Source organism: Povalibacter sp., assembly GCF_036735925.1.
Classification (GTDB): Bacteria; Pseudomonadota; Gammaproteobacteria; order Steroidobacterales; family Steroidobacteraceae; genus Steroidobacter.
The window spans coordinates 1-16,514 of the sequence record NZ_DAINNK010000013.1; the positions used below are offsets into that span (position 1 = coordinate 1).

General features: G+C 63.9%; 12 protein-coding genes. 10 read left to right on the forward strand and 2 right to left on the reverse strand.

Annotated features, from left to right (window positions below; all coding sequences use genetic code 11):
* Positions 1–128 precede the first annotated feature (128 nt).
* The 7 genes from V7D81_RS06220 to V7D81_RS06250 all read left to right on the forward strand — a co-directional run bounded on the left by V7D81_RS06220 (position 129) and on the right by V7D81_RS06250 (position 7,703).
* The gene (locus V7D81_RS06220) at positions 129–1,349 is read left to right on the forward strand and encodes a hypothetical protein (RefSeq protein WP_324315273.1); all 1,221 of its coding nucleotides are present in this window, start codon (positions 129–131) and stop codon (positions 1,347–1,349) included.
* Between the two features lie 12 nt (positions 1,350–1,361).
* On the forward strand, positions 1,362–1,784 hold the full coding sequence (locus V7D81_RS06225; RefSeq protein WP_324315274.1) for a hypothetical protein: 423 nt from the start codon (positions 1,362–1,364) through the stop codon (positions 1,782–1,784).
* A gap of 299 nt (positions 1,785–2,083) precedes the next feature.
* Positions 2,084–3,313 carry a hypothetical protein gene (locus V7D81_RS06230; protein WP_324315275.1) on the forward strand — a complete coding sequence of 410 codons (1,230 nt, stop codon included), beginning with the start codon at positions 2,084–2,086 and terminating at the stop codon, positions 3,311–3,313.
* Between the two features lie 9 nt (positions 3,314–3,322).
* The gene (locus tag V7D81_RS06235) at positions 3,323–3,736 is read left to right on the forward strand and encodes a hypothetical protein (RefSeq protein ID WP_324315276.1); all 414 of its coding nucleotides are present in this window, start codon (positions 3,323–3,325) and stop codon (positions 3,734–3,736) included.
* A gap of 388 nt (positions 3,737–4,124) precedes the next feature.
* The gene (locus V7D81_RS06240) at positions 4,125–5,372 is read left to right on the forward strand and encodes a porin (RefSeq protein ID WP_324315277.1); all 1,248 of its coding nucleotides are present in this window, start codon (positions 4,125–4,127) and stop codon (positions 5,370–5,372) included.
* Between the two features lie 19 nt (positions 5,373–5,391).
* Entirely contained in the window at positions 5,392–5,820 is a 429-nt protein-coding gene (locus tag V7D81_RS06245; RefSeq protein ID WP_324315278.1) for a hypothetical protein, read from the forward strand.
* Between the two features lie 164 nt (positions 5,821–5,984).
* A complete protein-coding gene (locus V7D81_RS06250) occupies positions 5,985–7,703 on the forward strand; it encodes a M28 family peptidase (protein WP_324315279.1) in 1,719 nt (572 codons plus the stop codon).
* A 107-nt stretch (positions 7,704–7,810) separates the two neighbouring features.
* Here V7D81_RS06250 and V7D81_RS06255 read toward each other — a convergent pair whose 3' ends face one another.
* The gene (locus tag V7D81_RS06255) at positions 7,811–8,728 is read right to left on the reverse strand and encodes a glutathione S-transferase family protein (RefSeq protein WP_324315280.1); all 918 of its coding nucleotides are present in this window, start codon (positions 8,726–8,728) and stop codon (positions 7,811–7,813) included.
* 101 nt (positions 8,729–8,829) lie between these two features.
* On the opposite strand from V7D81_RS06255, the gene V7D81_RS06260 reads away from it, so the two are divergent.
* Positions 8,830–10,188, forward strand: coding sequence for a metal-dependent hydrolase family protein (locus tag V7D81_RS06260; RefSeq protein ID WP_324315281.1), 1,359 nt, complete (start codon positions 8,830–8,832; stop codon positions 10,186–10,188).
* A gap of 4 nt (positions 10,189–10,192) precedes the next feature.
* Here the strand turns inward: V7D81_RS06260 and V7D81_RS06265 are convergent, their stop codons facing one another.
* Complete coding sequence (locus V7D81_RS06265) at positions 10,193–11,764, reverse strand: Fic family protein (RefSeq protein WP_324315282.1); 1,572 nt, start codon at positions 11,762–11,764, stop codon at positions 10,193–10,195.
* Between the two features lie 393 nt (positions 11,765–12,157).
* Between V7D81_RS06265 and V7D81_RS06270 the strand changes: the two genes are divergently transcribed.
* Positions 12,158–13,987 (forward strand): gamma-glutamyltransferase family protein, encoded by a 1,830-nt coding sequence (locus V7D81_RS06270; protein WP_349257615.1) that lies wholly within the window; start codon positions 12,158–12,160, stop codon positions 13,985–13,987.
* Positions 13,988–14,242: 255 nt separating this feature from the next.
* Positions 14,243–16,498 carry a putative bifunctional diguanylate cyclase/phosphodiesterase gene (locus V7D81_RS06275; protein ID WP_324315284.1) on the forward strand — a complete coding sequence of 752 codons (2,256 nt, stop codon included), beginning with the start codon at positions 14,243–14,245 and terminating at the stop codon, positions 16,496–16,498.
* The last annotated feature ends 16 nt before the right edge of the window (positions 16,499–16,514 follow it).

Genomic DNA, 16,514 nt, shown 5'->3' on the forward strand with positions numbered 1-16,514 from the left:
CCGATCGGCGCCGTTCAGGAAAACCCCGTACGCCGCATGCAGCATGCGCCGCATCATTGCCGCGCTGCGATCAGCCGATAGCTGGATCATGCGGCAGGCAGTACTGCCGAAACACCGGAGTCATTTGCATGCGTCCCAGAATTCCAGCGGTCGCGCTCGCCGTCGCGGCTGCCCTGCCGTCGCTCGCCGCGGCGGTCGACTTTTCCTACAGCGGCTTTTCGACGGCCGCCTATGCCCAGACCGACACCGACCTGGCGCAGGTGGGTTACGTCGGTCAGCCCGAAGGCATCGACGAGGATGGTTCGTTCAAGGCGGACTCGAAGCTCGGCGTGCAAGTGACCGCCCGGTTCAACGATATGTTCTCGGCGACCGTGCAGGGCGTCGCGTACACCGATCTGACGTCGAACTGGGAACCCCATCTCGACTGGGCCTACATCAAGTTCCAGCCCGTATCGAACCTGAGCGCCCGTGTCGGCTACATGCGTGCGCCGACCTTCATGTTTTCGGACTCGGTCTTCATCGGCTACGCGAACAGCTGGATCCGCACGCCGATGGAGGTCTACAACCTCACGCCGGTCTACCAATTGCGCGGCGCCGATCTGCTGTGGCGCCAGTCCGTCGGCGCCGTCACCGTATCCGTGCAGCCCTACTACGGCGACAGCGAACTCGAAGCCGGCGATCCTGCGACGACCGTCGACGTGAAAGAGTGGTATGGGCTGGCCGCGTCCGCCGAGATGGGCTCGTTCATGGTCCGCGCCGGTTACGGCCGGCAGAAGCTCGATACCGTCAATGCACAGCTCGCCGGTGTCATCGACCAGCTGCGCATGCTGGCCGGGATGGGCTGCGCGGGCTGCGCGACCGATGCCGATGGTCTCGATCCGACGAGCTCACCGTACGAGTATCTCGATTTCGGCCTGCAGTTCGACAACGGCACGAATCTCGCCATCGTCGAGTATGGCAAGCGCGAAAGCGGACAGTACGTTGCGCCGGACATGCACTCGGCATACGCAACCTATGGCCATCGTTTCGGCTCACTGATGCCGTATGCCACGTATGCCATCGCACGCCGCGACGGTGCGAACGCCTCCGCGATTCCCGACGGCAGCCCGTTCGCGGCGATCGCCGCTGCGGCGAACGCGACGCTGGCTTCGACCGGCAACGACCAGGATTCGTACACGCTGGGTTTGCGCTACGAAGTGCCGAGCTTTTCGATCGTGAAGGGCGCCATCGTCAAGCTGCAGTACGATCACATCGAAGCAAAGGAAGGCAACGGCCTGTTCATCAACGTCCAGCCCGGATTCGAGGGTGAGACAGACATGATCAGTGCCTCCTTCGACTTCATTTTTTGATTGGAGAACGTCATGCACAAGACCATTGCAACCCTGACGTTCGCCGCACTGGCGCTGGGTTCGCTCAGCGCGACTGCCGACATCGTCGTCATCGTGAATCCGAAGAACGCTGCGGCCTCGCTCACTGCGGAGCAGGTGTCGGCGATCTATCTGGGCAGCGCCACCAACTTTCCCAGCGGCGGCGCCGCGACCCTGTCTGATCAGCCGGAATCGGCGGGCATCCGCAACGACTTCTATCAGAAGGCGACGGGCCGTTCGTCCGCGCAGGCGAAAGCCACGTGGGCGCGCATCACCTTCACGGGCAAGGGCACGCCGCCGAAGGAACTGAAGAGCGATGCGGACGTGAAGGCATTCGTCGCCGGCGATCCGAATGCGATCGGCTACATCGATTCGTCCGCGGTGGACGGCTCGGTGAAGGTGGCGCTGAAGCTGTGAGGCAGAAGCCGGTCGGGTCAGGGTGGCCCCTCTTCCTGTGGGGCCGGCTTCAGCCGGCCTCTTTGTCAGAGTCAGGCTGAAGCCTGACCTACAGAAACCCCCGGCAACCGGTTTCCCGACGGCCGCTGCTTCTTGTGACGCAGATCATCGGACGAACCTGCACTGAGTGAATCCCCTATCGTCGATACCGGTCGAACCATGCGACCAGGTTCGGGCGATACCGCGTCAGGATCGGCAGTCGCCCGCCGATACAGAGGGGTGCGAGCCATTGCCCGCACCCATGTATCACCGGAGTTCCCATGCGATTCAGAATTTCGACGATCGCGCTCGCCATCGCGGCATCGCTGCCCGCGCTGGCATCGGCGGTCGATTTTTCCTATAGCGGCTTCTCGACCGCTGCGTACGCGCAGACCGATACGGACGAAGCTCAGGTCGGCTACCTGGGTCAGGAGGAGGGCATCGATGGCGACGGCACGTTCGCGATCGATTCCAAGATCGGTCTTCAGGTCACCGCCAAGTTCAACGACATGATCTCGGCCACGGTCCAGGGCGTCGCTTACGCCGACCTCACGGCCGACTGGAAACCGCATCTGGACTGGGCTTACGTGCGGCTGCAGCCGACGTCGAACTTCAGCGCCCGCGCGGGTTATCTGCGCACGCCCACCTTCATGTTCTCCGACTCGGTGTTCATCGGTTACGCGAACCTCTGGGTGCGTCCGCCGATCGAGGTGTACAACCTCGCGCCCGCGTACCAGCTGCGCGGCGTCGACCTGCTCTGGCGCACCTCGCTCGGTCCGGTCAACGTGACCGTGCAGCCGTACTACGGCGACAGCGAAGCCAAGGTCGGCACCAACGAGTACACGACCGAAGTGCCCGAGTGGGGCGGCATCGTGGTCTCGGGCGACTACGGTTCGCTCACCACCCGTCTGGGCTATGGAAGGATGGAACTGGGCACCACGACGCCGGCGATCGTGCCCCTGATCACGGCGCTCAACGGCGGGCCGGCCGTGGCCTGCGGCGCCTGTGCGTCGGAAGCCCGCCGCGTCGATCTCGATGGCGAGAAGTTCACGCTCCTCGACGTGGGCGTGCAGTACGACGACGGCACGAACGTCGTTGCCGGCGAGTACGCGTCGCGCGACAGCGAACACGGCAACTACGTGATGCCGGACGTGCACGGCGCCTATCTCACGTACGGACGCCGCTTCGGCGGGCTCCAGCCGTACGCAACCTACGCCTTCGTCCGCCGCGATGGCGTGCAGGAGTCGACCGCGATTCCGGCCGTCGGTCCGCTGGCCGCGTTGTCCGCGTCCGTCAACGGCGTGATCGGCACGGTCACCAACGACCAGGATTCGTACAGTGCCGGCGTGCGCTATGAAGTCCCCTCGTTCTGGGTACTCAATGGCGCGGTGGTCAAGTTCCAGTACGACCACATCGACGTGAAGAAAGGCGACGGCATGCTCAACGAAGTGCAACCGGGCTTCGACGGGTCGCTCAACATGTACAGCCTGTCCTTCGACTTCATTTTCTAGGAGAGGCACATGCGCAACATCATTGCAGGTCTCGCGCTCGCGCTGGCTGCGGCCGGCGCCAACGCCGACATCGTCGTCATCGTGAATCCGAAGAACGCGGCGGCCTCGCTCACGGCGGAGCAGGTGTCGGCGATCTACCTCGGCAGCACGACCACGTTCCCGAGCGGCGGCGCTGCGACGCTGGCTGATCAGCCGGAGTCGGCAGGCATCCGCAACGACTTCTATCAGAAGGCGACGGGCCGCTCGTCCGCGCAGGCGAAAGCCACGTGGGCGCGCATCACCTTCACGGGCAAGGGCACGCCGCCGAAGGAACTGAAGAGCGATGCGGACGTGAAGGCGTTCGTCGCCGGCGATCCGAACGCGATCGGCTACATCGATTCGTCCGCGGTGGATGGCTCGGTGAAGGTGGCGCTGAAGCTGTAAGTAAGCCAGTGACGAAGGTCACGAGAGTCACGAAAGTCACGAAAGTACAGAGCCTGTCTTCGTGACCCGTGTGACCCTTGTGACTTTCGTGACCACCCCTTCCCCGATTGTCTGGTAAATCTCCGGAAGCCCTCGCCGCGACCACGGCGAGGGCTTTTTTCGTGGTGCCGTTCCACGCGTCGGTGCCCGCGTCGTCTGCGGTGGAAACCGGCGGGTCGAATTGCCCAATCCGGCTTCAGCAATTCCGGCAATTGTCGCGGTTCGCGTGACTCTCCCCCGGGTTCCGGAGGACGCCCCTCAAGATGTCCGGACGACGAACCGATACGGCGGCAGGACGAACAACGGAGAGTTGTTCACATTCAACATTGAGTCAGGAGCGATACCTTCCATGCGATTCCGCACTTCGATCATTGCACTTGCCGTCGCCGCTGCGCTGCCTTCGGTCAGCTCGGCCGTGGAGTTTTCCTACAACGGATTCACGACCGCGGGCTACTCGCAGCTCGACAAGGATGACGTCGTGTTCAAGACCACCAACGACATGGACGGCATCGATTCGGACGGCTCGTTCGAATACGACTCGATCATCGGCCTGCAGGGCACGGTGAAGTTCAGCGACCAGTGGGCGTTCACCGCGCAGGGTGTGGTGAAGCGCGAAACCGACGGCGACTTCGGCCCGAGCATCGACTGGGCGTATCTCAAGTGGCAGCCGCTGTCGAATCTCGCCGTGCGCGCCGGCCTCACGCGTCCGCCGACCTTCATGTTCTCCGATTCGATCTACGTCGGTTACTCGAACATCTGGGTGCGTCCGCCGCTGGAAGTCTATGGCATCTCTCCCGTGTACCAGCTCGCCGGCGTCGACGCCGTGTGGCGCACGAACCTGGGCCCGGTCCGTCTGACCGTGCAGCCGTACTTCGGCAACTCGAAGCTCGAACTGCCGAACACGACGACCGGCAACGGCGAATACGAACTGGACGTCAAGGACTGGTACGGCCTCGCGCTCACCGGCGAGTACGGCTCGTTCAGCGGCCGCATCGGCTGGGGCACGAAGCAGTACGACGAAGAGCTGCCTTCGCTGGTCCCGCTGAAGACCCAGCTGACCGCCGTCGGCTATGCCGATCTCGCCCGCGAAATGGGCATGGACCAGAACAAGTCGCCGATCCTGAACGTCGGCCTGCAGTACGACAATGCGACGCAGTTCGTCGTGGCCGAATACGCGCATCGCGGCACCGACTCCATCGTCGTTCCTGAACTGAGCGGCGCCTATCTCACGTTCGGCAACCGCTTCGGTTCGTTCACGCCGTATGCGACGGTGGCGCTGCTCAACGTCGACAGCCCGCGCACCAACGAGGACATCGTGATTCCGGCGCCGGCCCCCGGCAATGCCGTGCTGCGCGCGACGCTGGCGTCGCTCGACGCCACGGTCGACAGACTGGCGGGCGCCGTCAGCGACCAGAACACGTACTCGCTCGGCCTGCGTTACGACGTACCGGCGTTCTCGGTGGTGAAGGGCGCCGTCGTCAAGGCGCAGATCGATCACATCGATCCGAAGGACGGCAAGGGCTTCTTCGGCCAGGCACCGGTCGGCTTCAGCGAGTCGGTCAACGTCTACAGCCTCACGTTCGATTTCATTTTCTGATCGAGAGAGAAAGCACTCCATGCGTAATCTGAAAACTCATTCATGGCTGCTCGCCTCTCTGCTGGGCCTGGGCACGCTGGGCGCACATGCCGACATCGTCGTCATCGTGAATCCGAAGAACGCGGCGGCCTCGCTCACTGCGGAGCAGGTGTCGGCGATCTATCTGGGCAGCACGACCACGTTCCCGAGCGGCGGCGCTGCGACGCTGGCTGATCAGCCGGAGTCGGCAGGCATCCGCAACGACTTCTATCAGAAGGCGACGGGCCGCTCGTCCGCGCAGGCGAAAGCCACGTGGGCGCGCATCACCTTCACGGGCAAGGGCACGCCGCCGAAGGAACTGAAGAGCGATGCGGACGTGAAGGCGTTCGTCGCCGGCGATCCGAACGCGATCGGCTACATCGATTCGTCCGCGGTGGATGGCTCGGTGAAGGTGGCGCTGAAGCTGTAAGTAAGCCAGTGACGAAGGTCACGAGAGTCACGAAAGTCACGAAAGTACAGAGCCTGTCTTCGTGACCCGTGTGACCCTTGTGACTTTCGTGACCACCCCTTCCCCGATTGTCTCGTGAATCTCCGGTGGTACAGTCCCCGCGACTGCCTGCCACCGGAGTTCCCATGTATACAGTCCCGCGTCATGGCGTGCTGTTCGCAGCGCTGCTCACGACCTCGTTTGCCGTCACGGGATGCAAGCGGCACGAACCCACACCGACCCCCGCGCCGCAATCGGCGCAAGCCGTCAGCGCCGAAGCGAAGCGCGCGGCGTCGCAGATCACCGCAGATTTCCTGCGCACTCACATCACCACGCTGTCCTCCGATGCCTTCGAGGGCCGCGGTCCGGCGACGCCGGGCGACACCAGGGCGCGCGACTATCTCGTCGAGCAGCTGAAGCAGATCGGTTTCGAACCGGGCGGTCCGGACGGTGGCTGGCAGCAGACGTTCGACGTCGTCGGCGTCGAGGCGCAGATGCCGAAGCAGTGGACCTTCAGAAAGGACGGCAGGCAGGCCTCGTTCAAATGGTGGGACCAGTACATCGCCGGCAGCGGCGTGCAGGCGGAGAAGGGCGCGATCAAGAATGCGGAAGTCGTCTTCGTCGGCTATGGCATCCAGGCGCCCGAATACGGCTGGGATGATTTCAAGGGCCAGGACCTCAAAGGCAAGGTCCTGCTGATGCTCAACAACGATCCGGACTGGGATCCCGCGCTGTTCGCCGGCAACACGCGTCTCTACTACGGTCGCTGGGTCTACAAATATGAGAGTGCGGCGCGCCAGGGTGCGGCCGGTGCGATCATCATTCACACCACGCCGTCGGCGGGTTATCCATTCCAGGTCGTGCAGACATCATGGAGCGGCGAGCAGGTCGAACTGCCGGCCGAGAGCGAACCGCGCCTGCAGGCGAAGGCGTGGCTCACCGAAGACGCCGCGCGCGAACTCGTGCAGCTCTCCGGCAACGATCTCGACCAGCTGCGCGAGGCCGCGAAGTCGAAGGACTTCCAGCCCGTACCGCTGGGCGTGAAGACGTCGTTCGCGTTCGACAACAAGATCAAGCGCTCGACCACCGCCAACGTCTACGGCGTGCTGAAGGGCAGCGATCCGCAACTCGCGAGCGAGTATGTGATCTACACGGCGCATCACGATCATCTAGGCATCGGCGCGCCCGACAAGGACGGCGACACCATCTACAACGGCGCGATGGACAATGCCTCCGGCACCGCGATGGTTCTCGGCATCGGCAAGGCCTTCAAGGCGTTGCCGAGCGCGCCGCGTCGTTCCGTGATGCTGCTGTTCGTCGCCGCGGAAGAGCAGGGTCTGCTCGGGTCGAAATACTTCGCCGAACATCCGACCATGCCGCCGGGCAGGATCGCCGCGAACATCAACTTCGACAGCGGCAACATCTGGGGCCGCACGAAGGACGTGACCTACATCGGCAAGGGCAAGTCCTCGCTCGATGCCGTGCTCGAAGCGGTCGCGGCGACGCAGGGCCGCACCGTGTTCGCCGACCAGTTCCCGGATCGCGGCAGCTTCTATCGCTCCGACCAGTTCAACTTCGCCAAGATCGGCGTGCCTGCGCTCTACACCGGCAGCGGCACGGACTTCATCGGCAAGCCGGAAGGCTGGGGCCGCGAACAGCGCGAGAGCTACGAGAAGACCAGCTATCACCAGCCCTCGGACGAGATCAACGACCGCTGGAATTTCGAAGGCATGATCGAAGACGCCCAACTCGGTTTCTGGACCGGCCTCGATGTCGCGAATGCCGACGCGATGCCGACGTGGGTGCCGGGCGATGAGTTCGAGGCCGCGCGCAAGCAGGCGCTGGAGGCGGTCGCGGCGGAGTGATCTTTCTGTGGGGCCGGCTTCAGCCGGCCTCTTTCAGAAGTCAGGCTGAAGCCTGACCTACAGTCAGAGGGCCGGCTAAAGCCGGCCCTACAGCAGGAAGATAGAGATCACGCCGCCTTGATCACGAACCCCATCCGCGGAAAGTGCACCGCCACTGCACCGACCAGCGGATCCTCACGCCGGATCACCACTTCTTCAGGCGAAATCGACACCAGCTCGCCGGCGACCGGATCCTTGCCCGTATCGTCGGGCGTCACTTCGATCTTCATGCCGGGCTTGCGGCCCAACGGCTCGTTCGCATCGAGGCGCTCGCTCGCCTGCGGTGTGGCCGCCTTCGCAATCGCGAGCGCTTCCTTCGCATCGAGCGCCGTCGGCGTGCCGTGACCGATCTGCTTCACTCGCTCCATCCACGCCGTCAGTCGCGGAAATTCGGCGAAGGCCGTCGTCACGCCGGCGTTCCTGATGAACCAGCACGGGTGATACACGGCGCAATCGAGCAGCGTCGGCTGCTGACCCTGCAGGAAGGGGCGTTCGTCCGCGAGCATGTGTTCGAGCCACACCCACTGCGTCCGCAATTGATCGACGAACATCGGCGCCGCGGCGCGCAGGCGTTCGATGTCCAGCGGCCGTCCCGACATCTTCGCGCGATCTTCGGCGAATCCCGGCGGCAGCTGCGCCATGTCGCGGCCGCCGAAGGCGAGTCCCACCGCTGGCATGAACACGTTGCGGTCGTGCCAGAACGCCAGCGCATTGGCGGTGCCGGCGTCGGTGCCCGCGTACAGGCTCGGCTGCGGATGACGCCGCTCCAGTTCGCGCAGGATGCAATGCGTGTCGCAATAGATGTCCGCGCCGATCTGCATCACCGGCGTCTTGCGATAGCCGCCGGTGAGCGGCATCAGATCCGGCTTGGGCATGATCATCGGGATGGTGACGGAGCGCCACGACAGGCCCTTGATGCCGAGCGCGATGCGCACCTTCTCGGCGAACGGCGAAGTCGGATAGTGATGCAGGATGATGTCGTTCATGCGGTTTCCTGTTCGCCCGGTGAGGCTGCCGGCCAGCGCGTATGATGCCCGCTGCCCCACGGGCCGCAATCACATTCTCATCGCAGTCTTCCGGAACCGTCATGCAGTCCCATCGTGTGTTCGTCTCCGGCATCGCAGCAGCACTGATCCTCGCCGGCTGCGGCCGACAGCCGCAGCCGCGTCCGCCGGAGCCCGTCACGCTGGCGACCGCGCCGTACAAGGCCGGCTCCCTGTCGATCCAATGCGGCACGCTCATCGACGGAACAAGTGATGCGCCGCGTAGCGAAGTCACGGTCGTCATCCGCGAAGGAAAAATCGCCGCGGTGAATGCAGGCTACGACAAACCTGCCGACCTCGCCTCGCTCGATCTGCGCGACTACACCTGCCTGCCCGGCCTGATCGACATGCACGATCACATCACCGAGACCTTCAGCGACTCGACCGACATGAGCATCTACCTGCGTCGCAACGACGACGAACAGTGGGTGCTGTCGCGCTCGCAGGCCGAAGCGACATTGCTCGCGGGCTTCACCACCGTGCGCAACGTCGGCGTGTATCACGCCTGGCAGGATCGCGAACTGCGCGATGCGATCGATCGCGGCAATGTCGCCGGCCCGCGCATGCAGGTCAGCGGCTACTACCTGACCATCGCCAACGGCGGCGGCGATCTCATCGTGCCCAGCATGCCGCGCGAGGAAATCCCGCCGGAGTTTCATGCGGGCGTCGCGAAGGGAGCGGAAGAATTCCGCCGCAAGGCACAGATCGCCATCGACGGCGGTGCCGATGTACTGAAGGTGATCGCCTCGGGCGCCGTGCTCGCCTATGGCGGCGTACCGGGCGAGCGCGAAATGACGGAGGACGAGATCCGTGCCGTCGTCGAAGTCGCGCATGCCGCGGGCAAGAAGGTGGCGGCGCACGCGCACGGCGCCGAATCCATCAAGGACGCGATCCGCGCCGGCGCCGACACGATCGAGCATGCCTCGCTCATCGACGACGCAGGCATCGCGCTCGCCAAGGAACGCGGCGTGGCGCTGTCGATGGATGTCTACAACGGCGACTACATCGACACCGAAGGCCGCAAGCAGGGCTGGCCCGAAGAATTCCTGCGCAAGAATTCCGAAACCACCGAAGCGCAGCGTCAGGCCTTCACGAAGGCCCACGCCGCCGGCGTCGCCATCGTCTACGGCACCGATGCCGGCGTGTATCCGCACGGCTGGAATGCGCGCCAGTTTCCGATCATGGTCCAGCGCGGCATGACGCCGATGGAGGCGATCCAGTCGGCAACCTCCGTCGCCGCAAAATACATGGGCTGGGAAGACCGCGTCGGTGCCATCGCCCCCGGAAAATTCGGCGACCTGATCGCCGTGAAAGGCGACCCGCTGCAGGACATCACCGTGCTGCAGAGTCCGATCGTCGTGATCAAGGACGGCCTGGCGTTCCGGCTGCCGGCGGTGCAGTGAGCCTCTACCCGCCCCCGACTCCCGCCGCGAAACTTTCCCTCACTGTCCGTTCCGACATCCGCACTTCCTCGTCCGTCATCCACGCAAAGTGCGCATCGCGCTTGTTCGTCGACAGCGTGAAATCGTTCTGTCGCACTACGCGGATGAACAGATCGAGCGAATGCGGCGGCCAGTCGAGTTGGGCATCGAGCGCGCGGCGGGCGCGATCGAAACCGAGCAGGAAGGCGATCTCCTGCACCAGGTCGTGTTCGATGGTGCGCTCCAGTGCCCAGCACAGGAATTCGGTCTGCACTGTCGCGTCGAAGTAGCGGAAGTACAGTGCATCGTTGCCCGAGGTCGGAATCTGCGGCGTATCCGGATTCCAGTCCGTGCGCGCATTGACGGCCTTCGAGAAATTTTCGAGCGTGGCGACATAGGCTTCGAGGTTGGCGAAGATCACCGCCGACACCGGCAGGACGATGCCTTTCGGCGTGAAGCCGCTCGACGAAAGCACCTCATGGATCAGGTAACGATGCAGCCGGCCATTGCCGTCCATGAAGGGATGGATGAACACGAAACCGAAAGCGAGCGAGGCGGCGGCCACGACGGGATCGAGATCTCCGGGCGTCGCACGCAACGACTCCGACATCGCCACGAGTCCTTCCATCAGCGAACGTGCGTCGTCGGGCCGTGGCGGAACGAATGCCACGCGCTTGCGATATCCCAGATCGTCGCCGATCCAGTTCTGTTGCGTTCGCCATGACGCCTCGCGAAAGCGCGGATCGACGACTGCATTCTGCAATTCAACGAACCGATCCTCTGACAGCGATGCGCCGGTTTCCGCCTCGCGCAGCAATTCGGCGAACCGTTGCGCCTTCTGCACACTCGGTTTCTCGCGTTCGACTTCGAAGGACGACTGGGTTTCCATCAGATACAGGAAGCCGGCGGCCCGCTGCAGCAATGCATGGTCGTAACGCGCGAGCGTCTCGTGCGTCAGGCGCGCCAGGTCTTTCTCGATCATGGCCTGCAGACGAGGCGTCTTGCGCACCAGCGGACAGAACTCGCGATTGCCGGGCAGGTTGTCGACGATCCGGAACTTGGAATCGCGTGCGCCGCGCGCGCGGCCGAACTGCAATTTGTCGTCGACCAGCCTGATGTACGAGGACCGCGCGGGTGTGGCGAAGGGAATGGATTCGCCGGTCAGCCATTCGTAGAGATAGCCGAGCCGTCGTGCGTAGGCAGACTGTGGGCTCGCATCGAGCAGCGGCTGGATGTCCTGCGCACCACGTCTTGCGAACAGCAGCGCCAGCACCTGCAGATTGATGCCTTCGTATCGCAGAGCAAACAGCAGATCGGCCTGCGGTGTGTCGTCGGGTCGATAGGTGGGCTGAAAGCGCTGGAGATCCTGCTCGCCCTGCCGGATTCGGTCGCGACCTCGCACCGCGCTGTCTATGACGGCCGCGGTTGCCAGGGGCAGGGCGGCGAGCCCAAAGCGCTCCACCAATCGGTGGTACCCGACCCTTTGCGCACCCGCTCTTTTTTCCATGACAATGACCGTCTTTTCCATGAAATAACCGCTTTCGCAGAGACTATCCATGAAATTACCGGGATGCCAGTCTCATAGCGGTCATTTTATGGATTAGTAGCAAAAACACGGTGATTTCATGGAAGCAGCGGCGGATTCATGGAAGCAGCTCACCGCGAGGTCTCCTCGCCCTCCTTCGTCAGCGCTTCGACCGTCAGATCAAACTCCCACGCGCCCCTTCCACTTCCGTGAGTACCTATCGCCGCGGGCCGTCAGGGCTGCCGAAGGCTGGAATTCTTTCTTTCAGCGGGGCGAAGAAATGCGTCGGGCTATGCACATAGAACACCGCAGATTCCTGCATGCTCGTGTGCGGCGGAACGTCTCGCGCCGGCACATGAATCGGAGTCGATCATGAAAATAATCCCGAGCTCCTTCGCGACGATCATTGTTGCCGTACTCACTGCCATGTCAGGTGCTGCCCACGCAAAGTCCGTCAAACCCGTCCTGCACGGCCAGCACTGGGTCGCCGTCACCGGCAAGCCGCTCGCAGCGACGGCGGGTGCGAAGATCTTCATGCAGGGCGGCAATGCCGTCGATGCGGCGTGCGCGATGATCGCGGCGACGTCGACGATGTGGGACACGCTCGGCTGGGGCGGCGAGACGCAGGCGCTCATCTATAACCCGCACACGGGCAAGGTCATCGGCGTGAATGCGCTCGGTGTGGCGCCGACGGGTGCGACGCCGGAGTTTTTCAGGAAGAAGGGTTACGACTATCCGCCCGAGTTCGGGCCGCTCGCGGCCGTCACGCCGGGTACGCCCGGCGGCATCATGGTGATGCTCGCCGAGTACGGAAAACTCAGCCTCGCGGAAGTGCTGGCGCCGGCGATCGACATGGCCGATGGCTATCCGATCGAGGAGCAGGCGGCGAACACCATCGAGCGCTGGAAGGACGAACTGCGCAAGTGGCCCGAGTCGCGGCGCACGTTTCTCGTTCATGAGAACGATCCGGCCTTCAAGGGCCGCGCTGCGCCGGTCGCCGGCGAAATGTTCCGTCAGCCCGATCTTGCCGCGACGCTGCGCAAGCTGGTGGAGACGGAAGCGGCCGCATTGAAGGCCGGCAAGTCGCGCAAGGACGCGATCATGGCCGCGTACGACCGCTTCTACCAAGGCGACATCGCGAAGGAATTCGCGCGCGGTTCGCGCGAACTCGGCGGCCTGCACACGCCGGCGGATCTCGCCAACTGGCAGGTGCATCTCGAAGAACCCGAGACCACCCACTATCGCGGCATCGACGTCTACAAGCTCACGACCTGGGTACAGGGTCCGTCGCTGCTGCAGGCGCTGAACATCCTCGAGAACTTCGACCTCAAGTCGATGGGTTACAACAGCTCGCGCTACATCCACACGCTGTATCAGTCGATGAACCTGGCGTTCGCCGATCGCGATTTCTACTACGGCGATCCGCGTTTTCCGCCGGAGGAGCCGATCCGCGGACTGTTGTCGAAGGACTATGCACGCGAACGCGCGAAGCTGGTTCGACCGGATCGCAACGATCCCGACATCCGCCCCGGCGATCCGTATCCCTTCCAGAACGCCACGAATCCCTTCAAGGAACAGCTGCAGAAGTGGCACACCGTGAAGCCGGCACCGGGCAAGGCGCCGCCGGCGCAATGGAGCCCGATCACGGTCGCCGAGTTCGATCGCACGTTCCGGCTCGGCACGACGAGCGTGGAAGCGGCCGACAAGGAAGGCTGGGTCGTGTCCGTCACGCCGAGCGGCGGCTGGATTCCGGCCGTGATCGCCGGCAAGACCGGCATCGGCATGAGCCAGCGCATGCAGAGCTTCGTGCTCGATGCGGACGACAATCCCTTCAACGTCGTGGCGCCGGGCAAGCGTCCGCGTGCGACGTTGACGCCATCGCTCGCGATGAAGGACGGCAAGCCGCTGCTCGCCTTCGCCGTGCAGGGCGGCGATACGCAGGAGCAGAACCTGCTGCAGTTCTTTCTCAACTTCGTCGAGTTCGGGATGAACGTCCAGGAGGCGGCCGAAGGCGCGAACATCACCAGCTACCAGATGCGCGATTCGTTCGGTGCGCACGAATCCTTTCCGGGCCGCCTGACGCTGACCCACTCCGTTCCCGCCTGGGTACGCACCGATCTGCAGCGCATGGGTTACAAGCTGGAGTTCGTCGAGAACAATTCGGGTCCGGTGACGGCGATCTACCTCGATCGCCAGCACGGCACCCTGGCGGGCGCCGCGGCATGGCACGGCGATGACTACGGCATCGCGTGGTAAGGCCCTTCCTCCTGTAGGTCAGGCTTCAGCCTGACTTCTGATAAAGAGGCCGGCTGAAGCCGGCCCCACAGGAAGAGCGCCCCACGACGGTGCCGCACCGTCCATCAGCGCCCGCGGTCCGTGCGCCGGCGGCGCGAATTCACGACTTCGATGCGACGTTGCCGCGATGCACGGATTCTGTGACAAGTTGCCTGCTGTTCGCGGCTTGCATACTGATATCTAGCGGCTCTTTTCAGCACAGTCGCATCCGGCATGATGTCTTCGGCTCCAACCAAGAAAGATCTCCTGCAGGAGGATCTTCCATCTGCAGCAACCGATGCGCCGCAAACGCTGGATTCGCTGGAAACGTCCGGGACGTTCCTCGCCGATCTGCTGGCCGTCGACTCGGGCGATCTGCCGGCCTTCGATACCACCGTCATCAGCGGCGAGACCGCGCGGATGCTGCGCACGCTGCTCGGCAATCTCGACGGCATGGTCTATCGCTGCCGGGATGATGCGAACTGGACCATGGAGTTCGTCAGCGACGGCTGTCGCCGACTGACGGGCTACGACGCGGACGACCTGCTCCTGAACAACCGCGTGTCCTATGAGCAGGTCACGCATCCCGAGGACCGGCCGCGCGTGCGCGACGAAATCGCCAGCGGCCTGCAGCTGCGCCAGCGCTTCGACTGCGAATACCGCATCGTGCACGCCAGCGGCGAAGTCCGCTGGGTGTGGGAGCGCGGCGCCGGCGTCTACGACATGCGCGGCGAACTCGTCGCCATCGAAGGCATCGTGCAGGACATCACCGACCGCAAGCAGTCCTCGCAGGCGCTGCGCGAAGCGGAGCGGCGCTACTACAACCTGTTCGAGAACGCGATCGAAGGCATCTTCCGCACCACGCCCGACGGGCGGTATCTCGATGCCAATCCGGCGCTGGCGCGCATCTACGGTTTCGATTCGCCGGCGGAGCTGATCGAGTCGCTGAAGGACATCCGCCACCAGCTCTATGTCGATCCGTCGCGCCGCGACGAGTTCATGCGTCAGATCAAGAGTCGCGGCGTGATCGCCAATTTCGAGGCGCAGATCCGGCGCAAGAACGGCGAAGTGATCTGGATCGCCGAGAACGCGCGCGCGGTTCACAACGATGACGGTCAGGTCGTGTGCTACGAGGGCACGGTCGAGGACGTCACCGAACGCAAGCTCTACCAGGCGCGCATCGAACAGCAGGCGAACTACGACACGCTCACCGGCCTGGCCAACCGTTCGCTGCTCAACGACCGGCTGCAGCAGGCCATCCTCACGGCGGCAGGTTATGGCACGCGCCTCGCCGTGGTATTCGTCGACCTGGACCGTTTCAAGTTCATCAACGACAGCCTCGGTCATCACGTCGGCGACGAACTGCTGCGTGCGATGGCCGAGCGCCTGAAAAGCAGCGTGCGCGAGAGCGACACCGTGGCGCGCCTCGGCGGCGACGAGTTCGTGCTGCTGATCAACGGCCAGCGCGATCCCGATGCCGTCGCCGTGGTGCTGGAACGCATGCTCTCGGACATCTCGCAGCCGTGGACCATCCCGCAGGGCGACTTCAACGTCACCTGCAGCATCGGCGTCGCGCTCTATCCCGACGATGGCGACAACGCGCAGACGCTGCTCAAGCACGCCGACACCGCGATGTATCGTGCCAAGGAAAAGGGCCGCAACAATTTCCAGTTCTTCACCGCCGAGATGAACGCGCTGATCACGCAGCGGCTGGAACTGGAGAACAAGCTGCGTCGCGCGCTGGAACGCCAGCAGTTCGAACTGCACTACCAGCCGCGCATCGACATGCAGACGCGCCGCATCGTCGGCGCCGAGGCCTTGATCCGCTGGCAGGTGTCTGCGCACGAGATCGTGCCGCCTGCGCGCTTCATTCCGGTCGCCGAAGAGATCGGCCTGATCGCGCCGATCGGCAAGTGGGTGCTGCGCACGGCCTGCGAGCAGAACAAGGTGTGGCAGGACGCGGGCCTGGAACCGTTCGTGATCTCCGTGAACGTATCGGCGCGCCAGTTCCGGCAGGAGAATTTCGCGCAGACGGTGGCCGACGTGCTGCGCGAAACCGGCCTCGAGCCGCGCTACCTGGAAATCGAACTGACCGAAAGCGCGGTGATGCACGATGCCGAGCAGTTCATCGCCATGCTCGATGCGCTGAGCGAACTCGGCGTGCTGATCGCACTGGACGACTTCGGTACCGGCTATTCCAGTCTCAGCTACCTGAAGCGCCTGCCGGTCGATCGTCTCAAGGTCGACCGCTCCTTCGTGCAGGACATCGCCACCGATGCCGACGATGCAACCATCGTGCGCACCATCATCGCGCTCGGACACAACCTGGGATTGAAGGTCGTGGCCGAAGGCGTGGAGACCGAGCAGCAGCTCGAATTCCTGCGCAGCAACGGCTGCGACGAACTGCAGGGGTATCACTACTCGCAGCCGCTGTCGGGCCGCGATTTCGCGCGCGTCCTCTTTCCGTTGTGGGGCCGGCTTCAGCCGGCCTGAAAACAGTCAGGCTGAA